Source organism: Novosphingobium pokkalii, assembly GCF_014652855.1.
Taxonomy (GTDB): domain Bacteria; phylum Pseudomonadota; class Alphaproteobacteria; order Sphingomonadales; family Sphingomonadaceae; genus Novosphingobium; species Novosphingobium pokkalii.
Genome location: NZ_BMZP01000026.1, coordinates 6,585 through 32,572, shown reverse-complemented (window position 1 = coordinate 32,572; position 25,988 = coordinate 6,585). Strand labels below are relative to the sequence as shown.

18 protein-coding genes are annotated in these 25,988 nt (G+C 66.1%); 6 read left to right on the top strand and 12 right to left on the bottom strand.

The features are described from left to right. Nucleotides 1-17: 17 nt before the first annotated feature. Complete coding sequence (locus IE191_RS19235; RefSeq protein WP_191326004.1) at nt 18-1,568, bottom strand: acyl-CoA synthetase; 1,551 nt, start codon at nt 1,566-1,568, stop codon at nt 18-20. Nucleotides 1,569-1,794: 226 nt separating this feature from the next. Here IE191_RS19235 and IE191_RS19230 point away from each other — a divergent pair, with 226 nt between their 5' ends. Then, nucleotides 1,795-3,855: a 3-hydroxyacyl-CoA dehydrogenase NAD-binding domain-containing protein gene (locus tag IE191_RS19230; protein WP_191326003.1), complete on the top strand. Its 2,061-nt coding sequence runs from the start codon at nt 1,795-1,797 to the stop codon at nt 3,853-3,855. 65 nt (nt 3,856-3,920) lie between these two features. Here IE191_RS19230 and IE191_RS19225 read toward each other — a convergent pair whose 3' ends face one another. Both IE191_RS19225 and IE191_RS19220 read right to left on the bottom strand, forming a co-directional pair. Then, nucleotides 3,921-5,063 carry an acyl-CoA dehydrogenase family protein gene (locus IE191_RS19225; protein WP_191326002.1) on the bottom strand — a complete coding sequence of 381 codons (1,143 nt, stop codon included), beginning with the start codon at nt 5,061-5,063 and terminating at the stop codon, nt 3,921-3,923. A 20-nt stretch (nt 5,064-5,083) separates the two neighbouring features. Beyond that, nucleotides 5,084-7,333, bottom strand: coding sequence for a TonB-dependent receptor (locus tag IE191_RS19220; RefSeq protein WP_191326001.1), 2,250 nt, complete (start codon nt 7,331-7,333; stop codon nt 5,084-5,086). A 198-nt stretch (nt 7,334-7,531) separates the two neighbouring features. Here IE191_RS19220 and IE191_RS19215 point away from each other — a divergent pair, with 198 nt between their 5' ends. The 4 genes from IE191_RS19215 (at nt 7,532) to IE191_RS19200 (ending at nt 11,625) form a co-directional block, all read left to right on the top strand. Beyond that, entirely contained in the window at nt 7,532-8,188 is a 657-nt protein-coding gene (locus IE191_RS19215) for a TetR family transcriptional regulator (protein ID WP_191326000.1), read from the top strand. A gap of 158 nt (nt 8,189-8,346) precedes the next feature. Further along, nucleotides 8,347-9,612 (top strand): acetyl-CoA C-acetyltransferase, encoded by a 1,266-nt coding sequence (locus IE191_RS19210; protein WP_191325999.1) that lies wholly within the window; start codon nt 8,347-8,349, stop codon nt 9,610-9,612. A 23-nt stretch (nt 9,613-9,635) separates the two neighbouring features. Then, nucleotides 9,636-10,418: an SDR family NAD(P)-dependent oxidoreductase gene (locus IE191_RS19205; protein ID WP_191325998.1), complete on the top strand. Its 783-nt coding sequence runs from the start codon at nt 9,636-9,638 to the stop codon at nt 10,416-10,418. A gap of 43 nt (nt 10,419-10,461) precedes the next feature. Next, a complete protein-coding gene (locus IE191_RS19200) occupies nt 10,462-11,625 on the top strand; it encodes an acetyl-CoA C-acetyltransferase (RefSeq protein ID WP_191325997.1) in 1,164 nt (387 codons plus the stop codon). Nucleotides 11,626-11,634: 9 nt separating this feature from the next. On the opposite strand, the gene IE191_RS19195 is transcribed toward IE191_RS19200, so the two are convergent. The 9 genes from IE191_RS19195 to IE191_RS19155 form a co-directional block, all read right to left on the bottom strand. Beyond that, nucleotides 11,635-12,567 (bottom strand): Vgb family protein, encoded by a 933-nt coding sequence (locus IE191_RS19195; protein ID WP_191325996.1) that lies wholly within the window; start codon nt 12,565-12,567, stop codon nt 11,635-11,637. A 116-nt stretch (nt 12,568-12,683) separates the two neighbouring features. Then, the gene (atzF, locus tag IE191_RS19190; RefSeq protein ID WP_191325995.1) at nt 12,684-14,453 is read right to left on the bottom strand and encodes an allophanate hydrolase; all 1,770 of its coding nucleotides are present in this window, start codon (nt 14,451-14,453) and stop codon (nt 12,684-12,686) included. Beyond that, on the bottom strand, nt 14,450-18,049 hold the full coding sequence (gene uca, locus IE191_RS19185; protein ID WP_191325994.1) for an urea carboxylase: 3,600 nt from the start codon (nt 18,047-18,049) through the stop codon (nt 14,450-14,452). The genes atzF and uca overlap by 4 nt, the downstream gene beginning before the upstream one ends. Next, a complete protein-coding gene (locus IE191_RS19180; RefSeq protein WP_191325993.1) occupies nt 18,046-18,681 on the bottom strand; it encodes an urea amidolyase associated protein UAAP2 in 636 nt (211 codons plus the stop codon). The genes uca and IE191_RS19180 overlap by 4 nt, the downstream gene beginning before the upstream one ends. A gap of 17 nt (nt 18,682-18,698) precedes the next feature. Further along, nucleotides 18,699-19,547 (bottom strand): urea amidolyase associated protein UAAP1, encoded by an 849-nt coding sequence (locus IE191_RS19175; protein ID WP_191325992.1) that lies wholly within the window; start codon nt 19,545-19,547, stop codon nt 18,699-18,701. Then, nucleotides 19,544-20,023 carry a CopG family ribbon-helix-helix protein gene (locus tag IE191_RS19170; protein WP_191325991.1) on the bottom strand — a complete coding sequence of 160 codons (480 nt, stop codon included), beginning with the start codon at nt 20,021-20,023 and terminating at the stop codon, nt 19,544-19,546. The genes IE191_RS19175 and IE191_RS19170 overlap by 4 nt, the downstream gene beginning before the upstream one ends. Before the next feature lie 16 nt (nt 20,024-20,039). Continuing rightward, nucleotides 20,040-20,834, bottom strand: a complete 795-nt coding sequence (locus IE191_RS19165; protein WP_191325990.1) for an ABC transporter ATP-binding protein — start codon at nt 20,832-20,834, stop codon at nt 20,040-20,042. After that, the gene (locus IE191_RS19160; RefSeq protein ID WP_191325989.1) at nt 20,831-21,646 is read right to left on the bottom strand and encodes an ABC transporter permease; all 816 of its coding nucleotides are present in this window, start codon (nt 21,644-21,646) and stop codon (nt 20,831-20,833) included. Before IE191_RS19160 ends, IE191_RS19165 begins: the two co-directional genes overlap by 4 nt. A gap of 32 nt (nt 21,647-21,678) precedes the next feature. Beyond that, complete coding sequence (locus tag IE191_RS19155) at nt 21,679-22,761, bottom strand: putative urea ABC transporter substrate-binding protein (RefSeq protein WP_191325988.1); 1,083 nt, start codon at nt 22,759-22,761, stop codon at nt 21,679-21,681. Nucleotides 22,762-23,573: 812 nt separating this feature from the next. Between IE191_RS19155 and IE191_RS19150 the strand changes: the two genes are divergently transcribed. Further along, nucleotides 23,574-25,964, top strand: coding sequence for a TonB-dependent receptor (locus IE191_RS19150; protein ID WP_191326015.1), 2,391 nt, complete (start codon nt 23,574-23,576; stop codon nt 25,962-25,964). Nucleotides 25,965-25,988 lie beyond the last annotated feature (24 nt).

The following is a 25,988-nucleotide window of genomic DNA, read 5'->3' as shown; positions in this document are numbered from 1 at the left end:
TGTCGTGTTGGCAAGGTTCAGCGCAAGCTGAGCAGCGTTTCCGGCGCGCCGCCGGGCTGGCGATAGCGATCGTGCAGCAGGCGCTTGTAGAGCTTGCCTGTGGGATGTCGCGGCAGTTGGGCCATGAATTCCACCCGGCGCGGGATCTTCACCCCGGAAAGTTGCTGGCGCAGCCAGTCGATCACTTCCTGGGCGAAAGCGGGGGTGGCCTCGGCCATGTCCATCGGCTGGATCACCGCGACCACGCATTCGCCCATTTCCGCATCGGGCGCGCCCACCACGGCGGCATCGGCAATGCGCGGGTGGACGACCAGGGCGTTCTCGATTTCCTGCGGATAGATGTTGACCCCACCCGAGATGATCATGAAGCTCTTGCGATCGGTGAGGGTGAGATAGCCCTCCTCATCAAGCCAGCCCACATCGCCAAACGTAGCCCAGCCATGGCGATTGTGCGCCGCGGCGGTCTTTTCAGGATCGTTGTGATAGGCAAAGGTCGGCCCGTCGGCAAAGCACACCAGCCCTTCCTGACGCGGGGGCAGGGGATTGTCGTCCTCGTCGCAGATATAGAGCGTGCCGATCATCGCGCGCCCCACCGAACCGGGGTGGGCCAGCCATTCGGGCGCGGTGATCAGCGTCATGCCGATCGCCTCGGTGCCCGAATAGTATTCCATCAGGATCGGCCCCCACCAGTCGATCATCGCCTGCTTGACCGGCACCGGGCAGGGCGCGGCGGCGTGGATCGCCAGGCGCAGCGAAGTGCAATCGTGCCGGGCGCGCGCCTCCTCCGGCAGCTTGAGCATGCGCACGAAATGCGTGGGCACCCACTGGCTGTGGGTGACGCGATGGCGTTCGATCAGCGCCAGCGCGGCTTCGGGATCGAACTTTTCCATGATCACCACCGTGCCGCCCAGCGCCAGCACTTCGCGGCACCAGCGCAGCGGCGCGGCGTGATAGAGCGGCGCGGGATTGAGGTAGATCGTGTCCGCCCCGAACCCGAGGCGCGCGCAGACGGTGCCGAGCGGCGAGGGCGTGGTGATCGCCGGATCGGCCGGCAGCGGCGGCTTGATTCCCTTGGGGCGGCCGGTAGTGCCCGAGGAATAGAGCATGTCGATCCCGGCGCGCTCGTCGGCGATCGGGGTGGTCGGCAGCGCTGCGGTCGCTTCTTCCCACGCCTGCCAGCCAGGCACGGCCGGGCCGAGCGTATAGCGCAGGGGCGGCGCGGCATCGGCCACGGCATGCAGCAGCGGCGCCAGCGTGCCCGAGGCAATCAGCATCTGCGCCCCGCTGTCTTGCAGGATATAGGCGATCTCGGCGGGCGCGAGGCGCGTGGACAGGCAGACGAAATAGAGCCCGGCGCGATGGGCCGCGCAGGTGATCTCCAGATAGCGCGCATCGTTTTCCAGCATCAGCGCCACCACTGCGCCCGGTTGCAGCCCGGCGCCGCGCAAGAGGTGCGCGCCCTGGTTGGAGCGGGCTTCGAGTTGCGCGAAAGTCACGGTCTCGCCCGAGCCGGCCATGATGATGGCCGCCTTGTCCGGCGTGGCACGGGCAAACTCGCTGGGATGCATCGACAACCTCTCGTTTCGTGTGGCGCGGTTTCTTCCATGAGCGCCCTTGCAGACGCGCGCCATGGCCGGCGATCGTCTGGCCAGCAGCATAGCCACGACCTGGCCCGAGGCGCAACAACGAACTTAACTGATCGATCAATTGACTTCACTATGCGGAGTTTTTAAGCCATCCGCCGAGGCAGGCCGGCGCTTGTTCCGGTCACCATGGTGAGAGGCTTTCCGATCGATGACCAATCCGCTTTGCACCCTGACGCACGAGGACGGCGTGGCCGTGCTCACCATCGATTCGCCCCCGGTCAATGCGCTGGGCGAGGCAGTCCGCCAGGCAATCCATGACGGCATGGGGCAGGCGCTGGCCGATCCGGCGGTGACCGCCGTGGTGATCCTCTGCGCCGGGCGCACGTTCTTTGCCGGGGCCGATATCACCGAGTTCGGCAAGCCTTTCGCGGCGCCCGGCCTGCATGACATGTTCGATCGGTTCGACGGGGCGAGCAAGCCGATCGTCGCCGCGATCCATGGCACCGCGCTGGGCGGCGGGCTGGAACTGGCGCTGGCCTGCCACTATCGCGTCGCGGTGCCCAGCGCCAAGCTGGGCCTGCCCGAAGTGGCGCTGGGCCTGCTGCCTGGCGCCGGCGGCACGCAGCGCGCACCGCGCCTGATCGGCGTGGCCCATGCGCTGGACCTGATCGTGGGCGGCAAGCCGGTGAGCGCGGCGCAGGCCCTGCGCATCGGCCTGATCGATCGCGTGGCCGATGGCCCGGACTTGCGCGCGCAGGCGGTGGCCTATGCCCGCGAACTGGTGGCCAGCGGCGCCCCGCTGCGCCGCACACGCGACCTGCCCACCGACCTCGACCCGCAGGAAGCCGCCGCGTGCATCGCCGACTATAGCGCCCGCAATGCCAAGAGTTTCGTCGGCTTCAAAGCGCCGGGCAACATCGTGCGCGCGATCGAGGCGGCCACCGATCGTCCGTTCGAGGCCGGGCTCACCCGCGAATGGGAACTGTTCGAGGAACTGATGGCCAGCCCGGAATCGGCGGCGCAACGCCACATCTTCTTCGCCGAGCGGGCCGCCGCCAAAGTGCCGGTGGCGCGCGATTGCGGCGAAGTGGCGATTGCCTCGGTCGCGGTGATCGGCGCGGGCACGATGGGCAGCGGCATTACCTTGGCGTTCCTCAACGCCGGGTTCCCGGTGACGATGATCGACGTGAACCCGGCAGCGCTGGAGCGCGGTGCGGCGCATGTGCGCAAGACGCTGGAAGCGCTGGCCAGCAAGGGCCGGATCGCCGACACGGTGCGCGACGCGCGACTGGCCGCCTTTGCCACCTCGGGCACGCTCGATGCCGTGGCCCAGGCCGACCTGGTGGTGGAGGCCGTGTTTGAGCGCCTGGACCTGAAGCAGCAGGTGTTCCGCCAGATCGATGCGCTGGCCAAGCCGGGCGCGGTGCTGGCCTCCAACACCTCGTTCCTCGATCTCGACGCGATTGCCGCCATCACCGGCCGGCCGGCGGACGTGGTCGGGCTGCATTTCTTTGCCCCGGCCAACATCATGCGCCTGCTCGAAGTGGTGCGCGGGGCCAGGACCAGCGACCGCGTGATCCAGACGGCGATGACGCTGGGCCGCAAGCTGGGCAAAGTGGCGGTGCTATCGGGCGTGTGCGACGGTTTCATCGCCAACCGGGCGATGGCGCGCCGCACCGAAGCGGCCGATCGCCTGCTGGCGCGGGGCGTGATGCCGTGGGACGTGGACGCGGCCATGGTCGGCTATGGCTTCCCGATGGGGCCGTTCCAGATGATGGACCTCGTCGGGCTGGACGTGATCGGCTGGGACAAGGAGAACACCGCCGGGCGCACCGTGCAGGAAGTGCTGTGCGAAGCCGGGCGTCTGGGCCAGAAATCGGGCAGCGGCTATTACGACTATGACGCGCAGCGGCGCGGCACGCCTTCGGCTTTCGCCGAAGCCACGATCCGCGATTTTGCCGCGCGATCGGGCCAGTCCGCACCGAACCTGTCGGCGCAGGACATCGTCGAGAGCCTGCTGTTCCCCGTGGTCAACGAAGGGGCCAAGCTGCTGGAAGAAGGCATCGCCCTGCGCGCGTCGGACATCGATATGGCACTGGTCGCCGGCTATGCCTGGCCGGTCTATACCGGCGGGCCGATGATCTGGGGCGACTACTGCGGCCTGGCGCGGATCGTTGCCGCGCTGGACGAGCAGATTGCCCAAGGCGCACCGATCACCGTCTCGAACCTGCTGCGCACCAAGGCGGCGGCGGGCGAAACCTTCCTCTGAATGCAAAGGCGCCGCCTGATCGAGGGATCGGGCGGCGCCAGCCTTTCCAGATTGCCGAACCGCCGTCAGAGACTGCGGGCAATCACTTCCTTCATGATTTCCGACGTGCCGCCATAAATCCGCATGACGCGCGCATCGCGCCAGATCCGCGCGATCGGATATTCGTTCATGTAACCCGCGCCGCCGTGCAGTTGCAGCGCCTCGTCCGCCACGCGGCCGAGCAGTTCGGTGTGATAGAGCTTGGCCGCGGAAGCTTCGGCGGTGGTCAGCTTGCCTGCCACATGGCGTTCCAACGCCCAGTCGATATGGCTCCAGCCCACTTGCAGCTCGGCCTGGAGCGCCGCCAACTGGAACCGGGTGTTCTGGAAATCGAACACGGTCTTGCCGAAGGCCTTGCGATCCTTGGTGAAGGCCATGGCCTCGTCGAACGCGCGCTGTGCCAGGGCCTGCGCGCTGATGGCGATAGACAGGCGTTCCTGCGGCAATTGCGACATCAGATAGGCAAAGCCCGCACCTTCATCGCCCAGGCGGTTGGTTACCGGTACGCGCACATCGCTGAAGAACAATTCCGAGGTGTCGGCCGAATGCTGGCCGATCTTGTCGAGATTGCGGCCACGGGCAAAGCCGGGGCGATCGGCCTCCACCAGGATCAGCGAAATGCCCTTGGCCCCGGCGGCCGGATCGGTCTTGGCCACCACGATCACCAGATCGGCGAGCTGGCCGTTGGTGATGTAGGTCTTGTTGCCGTTGATCACATAGTCGTCGCTATCGCGCACCGCCGTGGTGCGGATACCCTGGAGATCGCTGCCGGTGCCCGGCTCTGTCATGGCGATGGCCACGATCGCTTCGCCGGTAATCATGCGCGGCAGCCAGCGGGCCTTGAGATCGTCGGATGCATAGTGGACGATATAGTCCAGCACGATGTCCGATTGCAGGACCAGGCCCGCCGAACTGCCGGTATAGGCCAGTTCTTCCCCGATCACGGCGTTGTAGCGGTAATCGAGACCCAGCCCGCCCCATGCCTCGGGTGCAGTGGGGCACAGCAGGCCCACTTCCCCGGCGGCGAGCCAGAAGGCGCGGTCGACAATGCCCTGTTCTTCCCAGCGGTCGAGATGGGGCGTGAGATGGGCGGCGAAGAACTTGCGCACGGCGTCACGGAACAGCGCGAGTTCGTCGCTCGCGGCGGGCCGGGTCTCGATCGGGATCATGAAGGCTCCTGATGACGGGATCAGAACGTGAAGCGGACCGAACCGCCGTAGGTACGGGGCTGGGCCGGGACGAGGTAGTTGAACGGGAACCCGGCGCCGCGCAGGTCCAGGCCATAGGCCAGGGTCTTTTCCTGCAACAAGTTCTGCACCCAGCCACGCAGCGTCAGGTTGCCGTGCGTCCAGGTGATCGCGCCGTTGACCTTGACGTAGCCGCCCTGCTGCAATTCGGAATTGACCTGCGATCCGCCGGCCGCATTCACCGCATTGAACGGCGAGAAGAACTGGCGGCTGACGTAGTTGATGTTGGGCGAGAAGGTCAGCGGCCCGCCGGCAATGTCGAACGGCGCCCAGTCGAAGCCGGCCTGCGCGGTCCAGCGCGGCGCGAAGGGCAGGTCGTTGCCGGCGAGGTTGGTGCCGGACAGCGTGAGTTCCTTGTAGGTGGCATGGAGATAGCCCACCGAGGCGTTGAGCGAGAAGCGCGACGAGGCGCGATAGGTCGCTTCGCCTTCAAAGCCATAGCTTTCCGACTTGGGCGCGTTGAGCAGGAACGAGACCGGGCCGGGCCGCGTGTCCTGCAACTGCTGGTTTTGGTAGTCATAATAGAACGCGGCCAGCGAGAGGACCAGTTTGCGATCGAGGAAGCGGCCCTTGGCGCCGATTTCATAGGCGTTGACGTATTCCGGCTTGATATAGGTAATGCCCGCCGAATTCGTGTAGCCGCCGCCATTGAACGCGCCGGAGCGATAGCCACGGTTGTAGCTGGCATAGAGCAGCGTGCCGCTGTCGAAGGTATAGGTCAGCGCGGCACGGCCGGTGAGCGCGTTGTTGCGTCCCTTGATGCCATAGCGTGCGTTGGCGTCATAGGGGCACGTGCCGACGCCGGTGGTGCAGGGCACCGTGGTGAACAACGGCGTGCGCGTGCCGCCGAACGAACCCATGAACAGATAGGCATAGCCATCGTCATAGGCGGAGCGATCGGCGCTGTAGCGCAGGCCGATCGTGGCGACGAGCTTGGGCGTCAGGTTCACGTCGGTCTGCCCGAACACCGCATAGGTGCGGCGTACTTGGCGGAAATGCTGGAAGAAACCGCCATCGACGCCGGGTGCGATGGCGCTGCCGATATCGAAGCCGTTGTCGACGATGGTCTTGTCCCAGCCATAGAACACGCCGGCCACGGCCTTGACCGCCTTGCCTTCGTAATTGAAGCGGGCTTCCTCGCTGAACTGGTCGAACTTGGCCTTTTGCTGAAGATCGAGGATGTCCAGCGGCGAGCCATCGGCATCGAACGCGGCATCGAGCAGGCCGTTGCCGATCGCGGTGATCGAGGTGAATGACAGGCGCGGCGACAGTTCATAGGCAATCTTTGCCGAGGTGCCGTATTGCCGCGTGCGGTTTTCACCGATGCGGTTTTCGTTGATCTGGAAGAAGCCGGGCGCGGCCGTGGCGGCCAGGCCCTTGATCGGCTGCTGCGTGCCATTGGCGCGGCTGGCATAGGCCTTGATCACGATGTCGAGCGGACCGGCGCCGGGGCGAATGTGCAGCGTGCCACGCACCTGGAGGCTGTCGACCGAGCCGGCGTCTGGCTGGCCGGGATAGATGTTGCGGAACTTGCCGTCGCCCTTTTCATAGGTCGCGGCCACGCGGAAGCCGAGTTCGTCTTCCACCATGGTGGTTTCGAGCGCGCCTTGCGCCTTGAACGTGTTGAAATTGCCGTAGCCGGCCTCGGCATAGCCGCGATTGCCCGAGAGCGTCGGGGTGTTGGTGATGAAGTTGATCGCGCCGCCGGTGGTGTTGCGACCAAACAGCGTGCCTTGCGGGCCGCGCAGCACTTCCACACGCTGAAGATCGTAAAGCCCGCCGCCCTGGCCGACGCGGTTCACCATGTTGACGTCGTCGATATAGACCCCGATCGGCGAGACCTGGTTGGGGTTGTATTCGTTGGCCACGCTGACCCCGCGCAGCGCGAAGTTGGGCTGGGTGTCGCCCATCGCGCTGTTGATCTGCAAGTTGGGTACGATCTGGCCAAGCTGGTTGGCATTGGTCACGCCCTTGTCGCTCAACTGGTTGCCGCTGAGCGCGGTGATCGCGATCGGCACGGTCTGGATCGACTGCGAGCGGCGCTGCGCGGTGACGATGATATCGCCGGGCGCCGGGGCTGGCGTGGCCGCAGCCGGCGCGCCGGGCGCCGTGGCTTGGGCATGAACCAGCGCGGGAGACGATGCGCATCCGAGCAGGAGTGCGAGTCGCGTGGTGACCACTGGAAGCCTCATGGGGTTATCCTCTCTCGGTATGGCGGGCGTCTGATCGGGGGAAGCCGGTGCGCTCGTCCAGTAAAGTTAATCGATCGATTGGCTAACTTCTATCGATGATCGTGGCGGGGTGTCAATATGCCTGCTCCGAAGAATTCGCCGGCCCGCTTCCACGCATCGCCTCTTGCGATGTTAATTGATCAGTTTATGACTGTTGCGATGACGACAGCATCCGAACTCGCCCGCGAGGGAACCCTGCGCGCTGCCCGGCGCGAGGCAGCACGCACCGCGCTGCTCAACGCCACCGCGGAAATCCTGTCCGAAGCAACCCAGATCGAAGCCTCGCTGAGCGAAATCTCGCGGCGATCGGGGGTCAATTCCGCAATGATCAAGTATTACTTTGGGGACAAGCAGGGATTGCTGATGGCCCTGCTGGAGCGCGAGGCGGAGCGGGAGATGAGCGGCCTCGATGCGCTGGTGGCGATGGATGTTTCGGCCGAGCGCAAGATGACGATCCACGTCGAGGGCATCGTCAACGCCTATTATCGCTCGCCCTATCTCAACCGCCTGGTGCACTACATGGTCGAAGCCGGCGGCCCGGAAGCCAGCGCGCGCGTATCGGAAATGTTCATCACCCCGATGATGGCTGCCTATCGCCAGATCGTGGCCCAGGGCGTACGCGAAGGCACGATGGTCGATGTCGATCCAGCGCTGCTCTATTATGCGCTGGTCGGCGCGGCCGATCACATCTTTTTCGCGGCCTATTCCGTGCCCACTACGCTTGGCGTGGCCAAGGTCGATGTCGGCATCAAGCAGGCCTATGCCGCCCTGCTGCGCGACCTGTTCCTGCGCGGGCTGCGCCCAACCGGCGCCTGAACACCTGAAAATCCAGCCTTTTTGACTGGCCCCACCGGCCGGAAACGCTTGCGCGCGTCTGGGTGGTTTACAAGCTGCCCGGTTTGCGTAAAAGACGCTCCACAAAACCAATCAATCGATTAATAAATATCAAAGCGGCTAGAGGAGACCGACTCGCCATGGGCAATGCATATATCTTCGATGCGGTGCGGACCCCGCGCGGCATCGGCAAGTCGGGCAAGGGCGCACTCGCCCACCTTCATCCGCAGCATCTCGCGGCGACCGTCCTGCAAGCACTGGTCGCCCGCAATGGCCTGGATGGAGCGGTGATCGACGATGTGATCTGGTCCACCTCGTCACAGCGCGGCAAGCAGGGCGGCGATCTTGCCCGCATGGCCCTGCTCGACGCCGGGATGGACGTGCAGACTTCGGGCATGACGCTCGATCGCTTCTGCGGCGGCGGCATCACCGCCATCGCGCTCGCCGCCGGGCAGGTGATGGCCGGGCTGGAAGACGCGGTGATCGCCGGCGGCACCGAAATGATGAGCTTTACCGCCGACCGCGAAAGGGCCGAAGTCGCCGCCGGGCTTGGCGCGACGATGATGGGCGCCGGCAACGACCGGCTAGACCAGCGCCATCCGCAATCGCACCAGGGCGTTTGTGCCGATGCCGTCGCCAGCATGGAAGGCATTTCGCGCAGCGCGCTCGATGCCTTTGCCGCCGAAAGCCAGCGCCGCGCGGCGATCGCCATCGCCGAAAAGCGCTTCTCCCGCTCGGTCGTGCCCGTGCGCGACGATCACGGCGCCGTCGTGCTCGACCACGAGGAATTTCCCCGCCCGCAGACCACTGCGGAAAGCCTGGCCCAGCTCAAGCCCGCCTTCGCCGACTTGATGGACATGCCCTACAACGCGTCGCAGGACACCTTTCGCAAGCAGATTGCCCGGCGCTATCCCGATCTGGAGATCGTGCCGGTGCACCATGCCGGCAGCAGTTCGGGCGTGGTCGATGGCGCGGCGGCGGTGCTGGTCGGCTCCCGCGCGTTTGGCGAGCGCCATGGGCTGGTGCCCCGCGCCCGCGTAGTGGCGGCGGTCAACGCGGGCGATGATCCCACGCTGATGCTCAATGCCCCGGTGCCGGCGGCACGCAAGGCGCTGGAACGCGCCGGGCTCAGCGTGGCCGACATCGACCTGTGGGAAATCAACGAGGCCTTTGCCGTGGTGCCGGAGAAGGTCATTCGCGACCTGGGTCTCGATCGCGACAAGGTCAACGTCAACGGTGGCGCCATCGCGCTGGGCCATCCGATCGGCGCGACCGGAGCGATCCTGGTCGGTACGCTGCTCGACGAGCTGGAGCGGCGCAAGGCGCGCTATGGCCTGGCGACAATGTGCGCGGCCGGCGGCATGGCGCCGGCCATCATCATCGAGCGCATCGGCGATTACGCCTGAGCGCGAAGGGGGAGAGGAATTTCATGAACGTTGGACCTGCCACTGTCGCCATCGTCACCGGCGGCGCATCCGGCCTGGGCGCCGCCACGGCACGGGCGCTGGCCGCGCGCGGCGCCAAGGTGACGCTGTTCGATCGCAATGCCGAACTGGGCGAAGCCATGGCCCGCACGATCGGGGGCCATTTCGTTGAAGTGGACGTAACCGACGAAGCTTCGGTCGATGCTGCGTTCGCGTCCGCCCGCGCCGCCCATGGCCAGGAAAACGTCCTGGTGTGCTGCGCGGGCATCGGCTTTCCCGCCAAGACGGCGTCGCGTTCGCGCAAGGACGGATCGATCAGCCATTTCCCGCTCGATGCCTTTACTGCGGTGATCCAGGTCAACCTGATCGGCACTTTCCGCTGCGTGGCCAAGGCCGCAGCCGGCATGCTCACGCTGGAGCCGGGCGAGGACGGCGAGCGCAGCGCGATCGTCATGACCGCGTCGGTTGCCGCCGAGGACGGGCAGATGGGCCAGGCCGCCTATTCGGCATCCAAGGGCGGGATCGTGGGCATGACCCTGCCGATCGCGCGCGATCTGATGAACGACGGCATTCGCATCAACACCATCCTGCCGGGAATCTTTGATACGCCGCTTATGAACGGCGCGCCCGACGCGGTGAAGGAAGCGCTCGCCGCCTCGGTGCCGTTCCCCAAGCGCTTTGGCAGGCCGGACGAATATGCCGCCGCTGCCCTGGCGCTGATCGAGACCAGCTATTTCAACGGCGAGGACGTGCGCCTCGACGGCGCGATCCGCATGGCGCCGCGCTGAGTACGCCGCCACGCTTTCCTCTTGCTGCAAGGATTCAATACCGATGCCTGAAGCCTATATTGTCGCGGCGGCCCGTACCGCCGGCGGGCGGCGCAAGGGCGCCTTGTCCGGCGTTCACCCGGCCGATCTCGGCGCCACCGTGCTCGACGCCCTGATCGAACGCTCTGGCATGGACCCGGCCGGGGTGGACGACGTGATCCTGGGCTGCGTGACCCAGGCTGGCGAGCAGGGCTCCGCCCTGGCGCGCAATGTCGTGCTCGCCTCCAGCCTGCCGCAATCGGTGCCGGGCGTGACGATCGACCGGCAGTGCGGCTCTTCACAACAGGCCCTGCATTTTGCCGCGCAGGCGGTGATGAGCGGCACGCAGGATGTGGTGATTGCCGCCGGCGTGGAAAGCATGACGCGCGTGCCGATGGGCTCGAACGTGGCGCTGCACGAAGCGGCGGGCCTGGGCGTCGGCCCCTGGCCCACATCGGTGCAGGAGCGTTTCGGTGTGCCCGCGTTCAACCAGTTCCACGGCGCGCAGGCGATTGCCGACAAGTATGGTTTCACCCGCGAGAGCATGGACGCCTATGCCCTGGCCAGCCATCGCAAGGCTGCCGAGGCCATTGCCGCCGGGCACTTTGATGCCGAGATCGTGCCGGTGCAGACCGCTGCCGGGCTTTTTGCGCGCGACGAAGGCGTGCGCGCCGATGCTTCGCTTGAAGCGCTGGCCGGGCTCAAGACCCTGACCGAAGGCGGCTCGCTGACTGCGGGCAATGCCAGCCAGATGACCGACGGCGCCTCGGGCGTGATGGTCGCCAACGCGGCGGCGCTCAAGCGCTTCAACCTCACCCCGATCGCGCGCATCGTCAACATGACAGTCACCGCCGGCGATCCGGTGATCATGCTGGAAGAGCCGATCCCGGCAACCCGCCGCGCCCTGGAGCGCGCCGGCATGCGGCTGGACGAGATCGACCTGTTTGAAGTGAACGAGGCCTTTGCCTCGATCCCGATGGCCTGGCTCCAGGCGCTGGGTGCCGATCCCGCGCGGCTCAACGTGCGCGGCGGGGCGATTGCGCTGGGCCACCCGCTGGGGGCATCGGGGACCAAGCTGATGACCACGCTGCTGCATGCACTGGCGTCGCAGGGCGGGCGCTATGGCTTGCAGACGATGTGCGAAGGCGGTGGGATCGCCAATGTCACGATCGTGGAGCGTCTGGCCTGATCGCCTGCGTTACTTGCCGTAAGCAGAGGGCCTGGGCCACCAGGTGAGCGTGTGGGCATCGTGGGCAGACGTCCAGATGCCCGCCGGGCTGAAGCGCAGGCCGCCGCTGCCCGCCGGCTTGCCCACCCGCGCCTTGATCGCCATGGTCCTGGCGTCGATCACGGCAAAGACCTGGTCATCGGTGGTGCGCAGCCACACTTTGCCCGCGCCGGTGTCGATATCGCCCCACTTGAGGTTGGCGCCCACTTTCACCCGGCCGAGCAGGGCGCCGGTCTGCGGATCGACGCGGGCCAGCGTGCCATCGCCCTGTTCCTGCACCCAGACGCTGCCTTCCCCGGCGGCGAGGAAGCCCGGCGCCTTGCCCAGCGGGGTGCGCGCGGTCACGCTGTTGGTGGCCGGATCGATGCGTTGCAGGCTCTGCTGCGCGGCGCTGACCACCCAGACGGCGCCTTCGCCATAGGCCATGTACCACGAACCGGGATCGACCGGGACAGTGGCGACAACCGCGTTGGTCGCCGGATCGATGCGCGCCACCACGCCCTTGGCATCGCTGGCCACCCAGATCGAACCGGCCCCGGCCACGACATTGAGTTCGCCTTCCTTGTCGTTGGCGATCCCGCTGGCAATCGTGGCGACGAGCTTGCCGGTTCTGGTGTCGATGCGGTTGACCGTGCGATCGGCGCAATTGGCGACCCACAGCGCGCCATCGGCCAGCGCCATGCCGCCGCAGGGATGGGCAAGCGGCACGCTCGCCTTCAGCCCCTTGAGCGACCATTGCTCCACCCGGCCCCGGTTGGTGGCCCAGACGGTATCGCCATCCACGGCAAGGAAATCGGCAAAGCCGGGCACTTGCAGCACCACCGGCTTGGGCGCGGCGTTGGCGGCCAAGGGGGCGGCCAATGGCGCGAGAGTCAGGAGCGTGGCGGCAACAAGGCGCTTCATCGGCTTTCGTCCTCTTCGTCACCCCGGACTTGATCCGGGGTCCAGCTTGCTTCCTTTCCCGCCGCCCAAAGCAAGCGGGGCCCCGGGGCAGGCCCGGGGTGACGCGGTGTTTGGGTTCAAACCTTCTGCGCGATAAAGGCGCGCCAGCCACCCAAGGCGGTGATGTCTTCCGCGCCCGCAATCGCGCGCGGTTCGGCGACGAAGCCTTTCACGCTGCTGCCGTCGGCCAAGGTGACCGTGCCGATGGCCAGCGGCGCGGGCACTTCCACGGTGAAGCTGCCGAATTCGGCAACGCCGAGTTCATAGACTTCCACCGCAATCGCCGCGCCATCGTCTCCGGCATGGATCAGCGCCGGCTTGGGCGGCACGCTGTCGGCCATGGCATAGAGCTTGTAGGCAGGCGCGGTGGTGGTCGCTTCCACGAACGTGGCGTTGCGGCTGGTCAATTGCCAGTGCAGCGGCATGTCCTTGAGGTGCGCGCCAACGACGGCCAGTTTCACAGTCTGCATCTTGCCCTCCAGATCGAGCGGGGGTGGGGGTGGCAAGGCGGCCACCTGGAGATAGGCGTCGGCCAGATCGAGCAGCGCGCGATCGCTGTCGGCCGGGCCGATCAGAGTCACGCCAAAGCCGGTGGCATTGGCGCGCACGCCCGCCGGCACGGCCAGCGCGGCCATGTCCAGCAGGTTGACGAAATTGGTGTAGAACCCAAGGTTGCTGTTGAGCGCGATGGGCGCGGCCTGGAGTTCGGCAACGCGATAGGCCGTGCCGGTGGTGGGGAACGCGAGCGCATCGACCTCGTCCCACAGGCGGTCGGCGTGGCGCTTCAGTTCCGCCAGGCGATAGATACCGTTGAACAGCTCGACCGCGCTCTTGCCCAGCCCCGGTTCGACCACGGCGCGCACGGTGGGATCGATCGCCTCGGGATCGTCCGCCAGCAGGCCGGCAAGTGCCGCCGTGCGTTCGGCCACCCACGGCCCGCCATAGAGCAGCAGCGCCGCCTCTTGCAGCGGGGCGTAGTCGATTTCCACCAAGGTGCCGATTTCGCGCAGCTTTTCCAGAGCGCGGTCATAGAGATATTCGGATTCGGCGTCTCCAAACCACTGCCGCTGATGCCGCTTGGGCACGCCGATCACGCGGCCGGCAATCGGCTTGTCGGCCAAGGACTTGGACCAGGGATCGGTGGCGTCGTAACCAGCCACAACGCTGTCCACCAGGCGCGCATCGACCGTGTCGGCGGTGAACACCGAAATGCAATCGAGCGAGCGGCAGGCCGGCACCAGCCCTTGCGTGGACCAGCGGCCCTTGGTGGGTTTCATGCCGACAAGATGGTTGAACGCGGCGGGTACGCGGCCCGAACCGGCGGTATCGGTGCCCAGCGCGAACGGCACCAGCCCGGCCGCCACGGCGATGGACGAACCCGAACTGGAGCCGCCCGAAACATAGGCCAGATTGCTGGCATTGCGCGGAATGCCATAAGGGCTGCGCGTGCCGACGAGGCCCGTGGCAAACTGGTCAAGGTTGGTCTTGCCGACGCAGATCGCGCCGGCTGCTTCCAGGCGCGCCACCACCGTGGCAGAGTGTTCGGGAGCATAGGCAAAGGCGGGGCAGGCGGCGGTGGTGGCCAGGCCCGCCACGTCGATATTGTCCTTCACCGCAAAGGGCACGCCGGCGAGCGGCAGCGTTTCACCGGCCGCCACGCGCGCATCCACGGCGCGGGCCGCAGCGAGCAGGGTGGCATCGTCGGCACGGGCGATCCAGACTTGCGGCTGCACCGCGTCATAGGCCGCGATGCGCGCCAGGGTCTGCTCCATCACGGCCAGCGCGGTGGTTTCCCCGGCCTGGATCGCGGCGGCCAGGGCGCCGGCCGAAAGGCGCGGCGCACTCATGCCGCGTGGCGCCGCAGGGCGAGCATCGGCGCGCCGGGTTGCAGCGCCTGCTTTTCCTGCATGTAGAGCGCGGCAACCACGCCGCTGCCGGGGCTTTCCACCGCGCATTCCATCTTCATCGCCTCCAGCACGGCGATGGTATCGCCCGCTTTCACTTCATCGCCCTCGGCCACCAGCAGCTTCCACACGCTGCCGCCAAATGGCGCTTCGACCAGGTCGGCACCATCGGGCACGTCCACCGCGCCTGCCATCGGCGCGTCGGCGTCGGCCAGGTCGGTCACGCGATCGAATTCACCGCGGCGCTGCCAATCGGCGCGTTCCTCGTCAAAGGCGGCCTGGCGTCGCGCCTCGAACGCGGCGATTTCGGCGGCGTTGTCGGCCAGGAACCGGCGGTAATCGGCCAGGCGGAATTCCGAGGGCTCGATCCGGATCGACCGCCGTCCGGTGGGGAAATCGCGGCGCCATTCCACCAGGTCTTCCGCGCTCACCGGATAGAACCGGATCTGGTCGAAGAAGCGCAGCAGCCAGGGTTTGCCTTCGATGAAGGCGTCGGTCTGGCGGTGGGTGTTCCACACCTGGATGGTGCGGCCGAACAACTGGTAGCCGCCCGGCCCTTCCATGCCATAGATGCACATATAGGCCCCGCCGATGCCCACGACATTGGGCGGCGTCCAGGTGCGCGCCGGGTTGTACTTGGTGGTGACCAGGCGGTGGCGCGGATCGACCGGGGTGGCGACGGGCGCGCCGAGGTAGACGTCACCCAGCCCCATGACCAGGTAATTGGCCTCGAAGATCAGGTTCTCGACCGCCGCCGTATCGGGCAAGCCGTTGATGCGGCGGATGAACTCGATATTGTCCGGGCACCATGGGGCATCGTCGCGCACCGCGCCCATGTACTTCTGGATGGTCTCCAGTGTCGCCGGATCGCGCCAGCTCAGCGGCAGGTGGACGATGCGCGAGGGGATGGTGAAGTCTTCCAGATCGCCCAGGCGCTCCTCCGCCTCGATCAGCGCGGCCAGCATCGCCTGTTGATCAAGGCCCAGGCCATCGAAATGGACCTGGAGCGAGCGGATGCCGGGAACCACGTCGATCACGCCGGGCAAGGCCATGCGCTCCAGCTCGGTCATCAAGGCGTGGACGCGAATGCGCAGCTCGATATCGAGCGTGATCGGGCCGTATTCCACCAGGATGTTGCGATCGCCCTGCTGGCGATAGACCGTGCGTGGCCGGGTGCCCTGGCCGGCGATTTCCGCGAGGATCGGTGAAAGCGTCTCGATCTCGCGCGCCGGGCGCAGTGCAGGGGCCGTGCCATCGGCCACCAGCGCGCGCTGCGCCGCATCGGCGGCTTGCGCGTCGGCGATGGACACCGGCACGAAGCGCAGGCGATCACCGGGCACGAGCTGGCCGATCTTCCAGCGATCGGCCGCGATCACCACGAAGGGGCAGACGAACCCGCCCAGCGAGGGACCATCCGGCCCCAGGATGATCGGCATGTCACCGGTGAAATCCACCGCGCCGATGGCATAGGGATTGTCGTGGATGTTGGAGGGATGCAGCCCGGCCTCGCCGCCATCGGCGCGCGCCCATTGCGGCTTGGGGCCGATCAGGCGCACCCCGGTGCGGTTGGAATTGTAGTGCACCTGCCAATCGGCGCCGACGACCATGGCGATATCGGCATCGGTAAAGAAATCGGGCGCGCCATGCGGGCCATAGAGCACGCGCAAGGTCCAATCCGTGCCCATGGCGGGCAGGCTCACGCCGGGCAGGGGATCGCTGGTGGCCTGCTGGCCCAGATGCAGCACGTCTCCCGCCACCAGGCGCCGCGCGGCATGGCCGCCGAACTGGCCCAGTTCAAACGTGGCCCGGCTGCCCAGATAGGGCGCGATGTCCAGTCCGCCGGCGATGAGCAGGTAGCCGCGCATGCCGCCGCCGCGCGTGCGGCCGGTGGCCAGCGTCTGCCCGGCGGCCACATCCACCACCTGGCCCAGCGGCACGGCCACGCCATCGAGCGTGGCGCCGAAATCGGCCCCGGTCAGGCAGATGCGCGCCGGCGCGGAGAACGCCAGGGTCGGCCCGGTGTGAGTCATTTCCAGCCCGGCCATGCCTTCGGGATTGCCCAGCAGGCGGTTGCCGAGGCGGAACGACTGGTCGTCCATCGGCCCGGAAGGCGGCACGCCCACGGCCCACAAGTGCTGGCGGCCCGGCCAGTCCTGCACCGTCGTCGCGGTGCCCCCGGCGATCACGCGCAGGCTGGCGGGCACGAACTGGATCGTATCGAGCACGCGGGTGGAGACCTCGCCGCTGGTGAAGGCCTCGCTCGCCACCACCTGGCGCAGCCAGCGCAAGTTGGTTTCGATGCCATCGACCCGCGTGGCTGCCAGCGCCTGCTGCATGGCCGCGACGGCGGCGTCGCGCGTGGGGCCATGGACAATCAGCTTGGCCAGCATGGGATCGTACCAGGCGCTGATCTCGCTGCCGGCCATGACCCAGGTTTCGGCGCGGATATCGGCCGGAAAAGTCACGGCGGTCAGCGTGCCCGAAGTGGGCCGGTAATCGAGCGCGGGATCTTCGGCATAGAGCCGCACCTGCACCGAATGGCCGCTGGGCGTGGTCGGTGCGGCATCGAGGAACGCGAAATCGCCCGCCCCGCCGCGCACCATCCATTCGACCAGGTCGATGCCCATGACTTCTTCGGTCACGCCGTGCTCGACCTGGAGCCGGGTGTTCATTTCCAGGAAAAAGAATTCCTTGCGGTCGGAATCGTAGAGAAATTCGACCGTGCCGGCAGAACGATAGCGCGCCGCTTCGCCCAGGCGGATGGCCGCGGCATAGAGATCGGCGCGCACGCTTTCGGGCAAGTGCGGCGCGGGCGCTTCTTCCACCACTTTCTGGTTGCGGCGCTGGAGCGAGCAATCGCGTTCGCCGAGGGCAACGATGCGGCCCTGGCCATCGCCGAAGATCTGCACTTCGACGTGGCGGGCGCGGCGCACGTAGCGTTCCAGGAACACGCCGGCATCGCCGAAATTGCTCTGGCCCAGGCGCGCCACGGTGGCAAAGCCTTCGCGCACGTCGGCTTCGGTTTCGCACACGCGCATGCCGATGCCGCCGCCGCCGGCCGTGGCCTTGAGCATGATCGGATAGCCGATCGCGGCCGCCGCGCCGATGGCCTCGTCCTCGCTGGTCAAAAGGTCGCTGCCCGGCGCCAGCGGCACGCCATGCGCCTTGGCCAGTTCGCGCGCGCTATGCTTGAGGCCGAAGGTGCGGATATTGTCCGCCGTCGGCCCGATGAACACGATGCCCTCGGCCGCGCAGGCATCGGCGAATTCGACGTTTTCGGCCAGGAAGCCATAGCCGGGATGGATCGCGCCGGCGCCGGTTGCCTTGGCCGCCGCGATGATCGCGGGGATGTTGAGATAGCTCTCGCTGGCGCGCGCCGGGCCGATGCACACCGCCTCGTCGGCCAGGGCAACATGAGCCGAAGCTTCGTCCGCCTGCGAATAGACCGCCACCGAGCGCAGGCCCATCTGGCGCAAGGTGCGGATGATGCGGGTGGCGATCGCGCCGCGATTGGCGATCAGGACTGTGTCGAACATCATGCCGCCACGATCATGCGCACGGGGGTGGGATTGAACGCATTGCAGGGATTGTTGATCTGCGGGCAGTTGGACACGACCACCACCACGTCCATCTCGGCGCGCAGGTCGAGCGAGAGGCCGGGCGCGGAAATGCCGTCAACGATGCCCAGCGATCCATCGGCTTCCACCGGCACGTTCATGAAGAAGTTGATGTTGGACACGATGTCGCGCTTGCCGCGCCCTTCCAGAAGGTTGGCCTCCAGGAAATTTTCCACGCAGGCATGTTGCCACTTGGTGTGATGACCATAGCGCAAGGTGTTGGATTCGCACGAACAGGCTCCGCCGATCGTGTCGTGATAGTCCACCGCGCTGGCGGTGATGGTCATCATCGCGCGCCCTTCGTTGGACAGGAGCGTGGTGCCGGCGCGCAGGAACAGGTTGCCCTGTGCGGCCACGGTATCCTGCGCGGAATAGCGCTCGGCATCGTCGGCGGCGCTATAGACCAGGAAATCGACCGCCTGGTTGCCTTCCAGATCGACGATGCGCAGCGTCTGCCCCTTGGCGACATGGTGCAGCCAGGGCGCGCGCGCGGGCACGATCTCGTCATGCAGGATGGTTGCGGAAAGTCCGGCGAGGTGAAGATCGCTCGACATGGGTATCCGTCCTTTGCTCAGCGGCGGAAATAGTCTTCGACATTGAGGAAGGCGCGCAGGCCTTCGGGCGTCACATTGCGGATGGGATCGTTGCCCAGCGTGACCGGCCCGCGCCATGCGGTGACGCGCAGCGGGGTGACAGTGTAGTCCGGCCGGGGATCGAGCACGTGGGGCACGTTGGCGATCGCCACGATCACGTCCATTTCCGCGCGCAGCACCACTTCGCGGCCCGGCGCAAAGGGGCCCACCAGCGGGGTGATCGTGCCGTCCGGCTCGATCCGCGTGCCCTTGAACAGGTTGATGCAGGGGTGCACGTCGCGCCGGCCCAGGCCATGCTTGGCCGCGCCCAGCAGGAAACGGTCGCGCCCGTTGGGGCAGGCGCCGCTGTTGCGCCCTTCGCCATATTTCGCCGCGTTGGTGGCAGCATTGGACGTGCCGGAAAAGCAGTCATGCGTGCCCGCGCCGTCTTCCACGATACTGAAGAGCACGCGGCCCATGTCCGACAGCAGCAGCTTGCCCGCGCCGAGATAGGCGTTCCACTGCACCTTGACCGTATCGGCCACGTTGAGCCGCTCGGTCGGCATGACGGCGTTCCACACCTGGAGCCCGGCGCAGGCATCGCCCTGCTTGTCGATCAGGCGCAGCCGCGTGCCGCGCGCCAGCACCCGCGTGGCATAGCCACCGGCGGCGATGGTTTCTTCCCACACCAGGTCCGCCGGATCGACACCGGCGGGCAGGTCGGCAGCCTTGGGCGGCAGCACCGGCATGGTTTCCACCACGGTGCCGCCCATGCTGCGGGCATGGTCGCGCGCGGCGAGCGGATTGGCCAGGGCGCTGGCCGGAGAAGGGATGAGCGTATCGGTCATGCGGCCGCTCCGTTGCTGGTGTGCTTGCCATCGTCCTGAACATAGATCGGCGGCAGCAGGGCAGTGGTGGTGACAAGTTCGAGCTGTTGCACGCCGCGCACCCGGCGCAGCGCATCGGACAGTTCCTTGAGGCGCACGGCCGGCCCCTGGACCAGCAGCACTTCCAGGCTCTGGTCGTCCTCCAGGAACACGTGCTGGGCGGAAATCACCTCTTTCAGGTAATCGGCCTGGGTCTGCGCCAACTGGTGGCGCACGCGGCCCCGGTCGCCGCGATAGACCATGGTGATCGTGCCGGCGAGCATCTCGTCGGGACGGGTCAGCGCCTCGTGATCGGCCAGGGCATGGCGGATCAGCTCGGCAATCAGTTGCGAGCGCGAGGGCAACTGGCGCTCTTCGACCATCATGTCGAGCTTGCGGAACAAGTCGGCCGGCAGGCTCATGCTCAGCCGGGCGAGCGTGGCGGTTTCGCTGCTCATCTGTGGTTCTCCCGGATCATACGGCCACTTTCTGTGGCGTGGCCTGCTGTTCTTCCTGCGCGCCATCCTGCATGGGCGGCGCATCCTCGCGCGGGCGCAGCGGCAGGTCATAGACCACGGTGGCGCCGTAGCGGTGCGGGGCGTGGGGATCGTGGCGGCGCTTGTCGAGCGCCAGGACCCGCGTGCCGAGCGAGAAGGCCTCGCGGATGTCATGCGTCACCATGATCACGGTCAGCGCATGCTCGCGCCACAGACGGCGGATCAGCACGTGCATGTCGGCGCGGATGCCCGGATCGAGCGCGCCGAACGGTTCGTCCAGCAGCAGGATGCGCGGGCGCTTGAGCAGGGCCTGGGCAATCGCCAGGCGCTGCTGCATCCCGCCGGACATCTGCGCGGGATAGAGATGCAGCGCATCGGCGAGCCCAACCGCCTCCAGCATCGCGGTCGCCTCGTCCTGCGCGGCGCGGCGGGCGCGGCCGAACAGGCGGGCGAGCAGCGGCGACTGCGCGCATTCAAGGCCGAACACGGTGTTCTGCAAGGCGGTCAGGTGCGGGAACACCGAATAGCGCTGGAACACCACCCCGCGATCCGGGCCGCATTCGGGCGGCAGCACCGCGCCGTCCAGGCTGATCGTGCCGCGCGTGGGCGCTTCCTGGCCGAGCACAAGGCGCAGCAGGCTGCTCTTGCCCGCGCCCGAGGGGCCGACGATCGAGACGAAGCTGCCGGCAGCGACATCGAGGTTGATCTTTTCCAGGACGATCTTGTCGCCGAATTCGACCCAGACGTCGCGGAGCGTGAGGAGCGCGGTCAATGGCTTGCTCCATGCGCCCAAGGGAAGAGACGACGGCTGGCCTGCGCCAGGGCAAAATCCATGACGATCGCCAGCAGCGCAATCCACGCCACGTAGGGGATGATCACGTCCATCGAGAGGTAGCGCCGCACCAGGAAGATGCGATAGCCCAGCCCGGTGTCGGACGCGATCGCCTCCGCCGAGATCAGGAACACCCACGCCGGGCCCAGCGCCAGGCGCACCGCCTGGATCAGCCGGGGCATGGCCTGGGGCAGGGCAACGCGGATCATGATCTGCCAACTGCTGGCGCCCAGCGTCTGCGCCTTGATAATCTGTTCGCGCGGCAGGCTGGCGACATAATCGGTCAGGTCGCGGATCATCGGCGGGGCAATGCCGACCACGATCAGCGCCACCTTGGCCGTTTCGCCCAGGCCCAGCGCGATGAACAGCACCGGCAGCAGCGCGATCGGCGGGATCACCGCAATGCCCGTCACCAGCGGCCCGAGCGTGGCGCGCACCGGCGGCAGCACGCCGAGCACGAGACCCGCAACCAGCGCCGACAGCGTCGCCAGCGCCAGGCCGAGGCCCAGCCGCTCCAGGCTGGCAAAGGTATCGGTCCAGAACAGGAAGTGCCCGGACAGCGGATCGGCCTGGAACAGCAGCGCGGAAAGGCCGCGCGCCATGGCATCGGGCAGGGGCAGGATCTTGTCGCCAGGATTGAGCGCGTGGCGCTGCGCCGCCATCACCAGGTAGAGCACCAGCAGCGCCAGGATCGGCACCGCACCGGCGATCATCCTGTCATTGCGGCGCATATGTCGGTTGACCCAGCGCATGGCATGCGTCCCCTTTTTTCGGGTGAATGTGGTCAGAGCTTGCCGGCGGCGGCCAGCTTCATGAAGCTGTCGTCGAAGCGCAGCGTGACATGGGCCGGATCGCCCAGCGTCTTGCCGCCGGGGAAGGCCATGCCCACCGCGTCGGCCGAACTGGCGCCCTTGAACAGGCCCTTGGCAAAGCTGAAATCGCGCACCCGCGTCATCGTGGTGATCAGCGCCGGGCTGTCGGCAGCGGCCACCGCGGCAGCGGGCTGGTCATAGAGGAACGTGGTGGTCAACTGGCTGTCGAACACCTGCGGGGTGGTGCCGGCCAGCTTGGCCATCGCGGCGCGGGCGGCCTTGCCCTGCGCGTCTTGCCGCTTCATCAGCGCCATGGTTTCATACCAGATGCCGGCCAGGGCCTTGCCCAGCGCGGGGTTGGCCTTGAGCGTGGCGGTATCGACGGCCAGCAGATCGAGGATTTCGCCCGGAATCTGCGCCGAGGAAAACACCTCGTTGGCACCCGGCTGGGCGCGCATGACCGAAAGCTGGGGATTCCAGGCAACCGCGGCCTGGGCATCCGGGCTGGAAAAGGCACCGACGATATCCGCGTCCGACGTGTTGACTGTCTTGACATCGCTGAGCGACAGGCCCGAATTGCCCAGGGCGCGGGCGAGCAGGTAGTGCGACACCGAAAGCTCGACCAGGTAGATCTGCTTGCCCTTGAGCGCGGCAACCGAATTGGCACCCTTGAGCAGGACACCGTCGTTGCCGTTGGAATAGTCCCCGACGATGATCGCGCTGGTATCCTTGCCCCCGGCGGCCGGGATGGTCAGCGCATCCATGTTGGTGAGCGTAACGCCATCGAACTTGCCGGCGTTGTACTGGTTCACGGATTCGACGTAATCGTTGACTTGGACGATATTGATCTTGATGCCGTACTTGTCGGCCCATTTCTTGACGATGCCCGCCTGCTGGGCATAGGGCCATGGCATCCAGCCGGCATAGATCGACCAGCCGATGTTGAACTCGGTTTTCTTGGCTGCTCCGGCCTCTGGCCCAGAGGAGCAGGACGCCATCATCAGTGTGCTGGCCAGAAGTGCGATCTTACCCGCCGTGCCGATCATCTTCATCATGAGTCGCGCCCCTTTCGCAGTGCACCATCGCTGCAAAGCCGATCCTTGTCCATGGGAAATATTACGTCTTCGTGTTTTTGTAATATTCATTGTGGCGCCGGCCATTTCGGCATACCTCACTGGCATCGCCGCCTGGCATCGCTGGCCAAAGCAAAATGGGCAGTTTGACCGGGCTTTCCCACGATATCGCAGCCTACAGCGATCACACCGCGATGCAACGATGAGTCGCGAATCAACCGAGGCAGACGGGAAGTGTTCGTGGAGGAAACCCATCGTGACATGGCGACGACGACATACTCCATATCGCAGGTGCGAGGAAAATCATGGCATTTCTGCGGTTTTCCTGAGAGTGAATCATACTGAACGACACGAAAATTATTACGCTTGACCAAGTATGTAATATCGGTAGCGTGATGCCTGTCGAGAGTTCAGGGCGACACCACAAAAAACGAACAGCGGGTCACCATCGCCACGCCGATCATCGGCCATGGCCATGGGAATACTGTGGGTATTTCAAATGATGGAGCGCTCAAGGGTCGCTCCATACCGGGAATTTCCTGGAATATCCCATAGGCCAGACACGCTTGTTTTCGAAGCGTGCAAGTAACGCCGGATACGGCGTTGGTCTTGCCATGTCATGCAGCGTCAGGCCGGGCAGCGGCCGGCGCCAGCCCGGGAAACGGGCAGATGCCTTGGGAGAGGGTGTCGCGGAGCACAGGCTTTATCGAGAACAAAGCGAGGGGCGACAAGTGACCAAGCGATCTTTCCGAACGAACCTGCTGGGTGCCACGGCGCTGCTCGGCTGCACGACGATGCCGGCTCTGGCTCATGCCCAGGCCGCCCCGCAACCCGATGCCGCGGCAGCGGCCGATCCTGGTACGGACGCCAACTACATCGTGGTGACGGCCACGCGGCGCGCCACGACCTTGCAGGACGCGCCGATCAACATCAGCGCCGTCAGCCCCCAGGAACTGGCGCGGCAGCGGATCGACGACGTCAAGGCGCTGGCGGCTTTCACCCCTGGCATGACCGTGTCCGACACCGGTCCGGGTTCCACCGGCAAGATCATCCTGCGGGGCATCAACTCGGGCGATTCCAGCGTGGAAGGCGCCAGCTCGAACAGCGCAGTGGGCGTCTACCTCGGCGAAGTCCCGCTCTATCTCGATTTCAAGCTGCTCGACATCGATCACGTCGAAGTGTTGCAGGGGCCGCAAGGCACGCTCTATGGCCTGGGCACGCTGGCCGGCGCGGTACGCTACATGCCCAAGCGGCCGGATACCGAGCACTACAGCGTCGATCTGCATGGCCGCTGGTTCGGGGAAAGCCACTCCAGCCAGGCCGGCGTCAACGCCGATGGCACGGTCAACATCCCGATCATGAAGGACCACATCGCGCTGCGCAGCACGGTGGGCTATTTCGACAACCCGGGCTTCATGGATTATAACTACCTGCTGAAGGACCCGGGCGTTTCGGACCCGCAGCCGGTGCGCGGAACCACCGCTGCGGATGGCTCGTTCGGCACGGCCGCGCAACGAGCCGCGAACTTCTATTCCAAGAAGGATGTGAACTACGAACACACCTTCACCACGCGCAACCAGTTGCTGTTGGAAGCCAATCCCGATCTGAAGGTCTACCTGACCTACGCCCACCAGATCACCAAAACCCAGGGCCGCCAAGCCAACGCCGCCGGCGTGCTGGGCACGGGCAACTACGAGGCGCCGTGGCGCTATCTCGAGCCGACCAATCGCACGTCCGATCTTTATGCCGCAGAAGTCAACGCCAACGTGTTCGACGTGGCGCAACTGGTTTCGACGACGGCGTTCACCAACCAGACGATCTATGCGCAGCGCGACAACACCGACCTGCTGCTCGACCTCGACTATGGTTATGAAGCGTTCCCGGCGTTTTCGTCGTACAACCAGTCCACAGCCAAGTATCACCAGTTCAACGAGGAACTGCGCCTGGTCTCAACCCACGGCGGGCCGTTCAGTTGGGTGATCGGCGGGTTTTACAACAACATGCGCTATGGCTCGCAATATCGTGAATATGTGCCTGGCTATCCGGACTTCATCGGCGTCTATCGCCCCGACAATCTGGAATACATGTCGTTCGTCAACACCCGCACCAAGGAAAAGGCGGTCTATGGCGAAGGCACGTTCCACATCACCAAGGATTGGCAGGTTACCGGCGGGCTTCGCTACTTCAAGTATGACGCCTTTGCCGAAGGCGGCACCGACACGCCACTGACATCGGGCGGCATTGCGCGCACGCCCTATCCCAATGTCGTATTCAGCCCCAGCCGGATCAAATCGGGCAGCACAGGAAAGGACGGGCTCGTTTGGAAAGCCAACACGTCCTACAAGTTCAGCTCGGATCTCATGGCCTACTTCACGTACAGCACCGGCTATCGCACCGGCAACGTGAACCGCGTGGCGCCCTGCGTGTTCGACTCCGATGGCAAGCTGCCGCCCGGCCAGAACGTCTGCGCATTGCCCAATGAACTGGCCTATGGCCCGGACAAGACCCGCAATCGCGAACTGGGCATGCGGGGCACACTGTTCGACAAGAAGTTCCAGTTCGCCTTGAGCGGGTTCATCGTCACCTGGTCGGGCGTGCAGGTGCCTAGCCAGACCGTGAACGGCGCCGTGGGCATCACTGTCAACGGCAGCACCGCCGTCTCGAAGGGCATCGATTTCTCGGGCCATCTCAAGATCACCCCGAGGCTGACCATCGACGGCACCTATTCCTACAACGATGCGCATCTCACAGCCTATGCGCCGGGAATCGTGGTCAGCAGCGGCGTCAACTACGATGCCTATGCCGGCGATCGCCTGCCGGGCTCGACCAAGCATTCGGGCAGCGTGGGGGCGACCTACACCTACCCGCTGAGCGAGGGTCGCGATATCGAGGCGAGCTGGGCCACGACCTATACCGGCAATATCTATTCCCGCGTCGGCCTGCGCGGCAATGGCGAGGTCATTCCCGCCTATACCACGCATCGCGCCTCGGTGACCTATCACAGCGAGATGTTCGACGTGGGGGTCTATGCCGACAATATCTTCGACAAGTATGCGGTGACGGCGGTGGAGAACGACCGTAGTTCCTACAACCGCACGCGCACCGGCGTGGTGGAGCGGTTCTATGCCTATGGCGTCTTGACCCCGCGCCGTGTGGGGCTTGAAATGACGTTCCACTACAAGTGATGCATCGCCGGGCCGGCGCTGCTG

Bases quoted from the DNA above. Each gene is read 5' to 3' on its own strand.
- IE191_RS19170 (WP_191325991.1), bottom strand. From the start codon at position 20,023: ATGAGCAGCGAAACCGCCACGCTCGCCCGGCTGAGCATGAGCCTGCCG.
- IE191_RS19150 (WP_191326015.1), top strand. From the start codon at position 23,574: ATGCCGGCTCTGGCTCATGCCCAGGCCGCCCCGCAACCCGATGCCGCG.
- atzF (WP_191325995.1), bottom strand. From the start codon at position 14,453: ATGAGTGCGCCGCGCCTTTCGGCCGGCGCCCTGGCCGCCGCGATCCAG.
- IE191_RS19180 (WP_191325993.1), bottom strand. From the start codon at position 18,681: ATGTCGAGCGATCTTCACCTCGCCGGACTTTCCGCAACCATCCTGCAT.
- IE191_RS19160 (WP_191325989.1), bottom strand. From the start codon at position 21,646: ATGCGCTGGGTCAACCGACATATGCGCCGCAATGACAGGATGATCGCC.
- IE191_RS19235 (WP_191326004.1), bottom strand. From the start codon at position 1,568: ATGCATCCCAGCGAGTTTGCCCGTGCCACGCCGGACAAGGCGGCCATC.
- IE191_RS19210 (WP_191325999.1), top strand. From the start codon at position 8,347: ATGGGCAATGCATATATCTTCGATGCGGTGCGGACCCCGCGCGGCATC.
- IE191_RS19225 (WP_191326002.1), bottom strand. From the start codon at position 5,063: ATGATCCCGATCGAGACCCGGCCCGCCGCGAGCGACGAACTCGCGCTG.
- IE191_RS19195 (WP_191325996.1), bottom strand. From the start codon at position 12,567: ATGAAGCGCCTTGTTGCCGCCACGCTCCTGACTCTCGCGCCATTGGCC.
- IE191_RS19200 (WP_191325997.1), top strand. From the start codon at position 10,462: ATGCCTGAAGCCTATATTGTCGCGGCGGCCCGTACCGCCGGCGGGCGG.
- IE191_RS19155 (WP_191325988.1), bottom strand. From the start codon at position 22,761: ATGATGAAGATGATCGGCACGGCGGGTAAGATCGCACTTCTGGCCAGC.
- IE191_RS19230 (WP_191326003.1), top strand. From the start codon at position 1,795: ATGACCAATCCGCTTTGCACCCTGACGCACGAGGACGGCGTGGCCGTG.
- IE191_RS19205 (WP_191325998.1), top strand. From the start codon at position 9,636: ATGAACGTTGGACCTGCCACTGTCGCCATCGTCACCGGCGGCGCATCC.
- uca (WP_191325994.1), bottom strand. From the start codon at position 18,049: ATGATGTTCGACACAGTCCTGATCGCCAATCGCGGCGCGATCGCCACC.
- IE191_RS19215 (WP_191326000.1), top strand. From the start codon at position 7,532: ATGACGACAGCATCCGAACTCGCCCGCGAGGGAACCCTGCGCGCTGCC.
- IE191_RS19175 (WP_191325992.1), bottom strand. From the start codon at position 19,547: ATGACCGATACGCTCATCCCTTCTCCGGCCAGCGCCCTGGCCAATCCG.
- IE191_RS19220 (WP_191326001.1), bottom strand. From the start codon at position 7,333: ATGAGGCTTCCAGTGGTCACCACGCGACTCGCACTCCTGCTCGGATGC.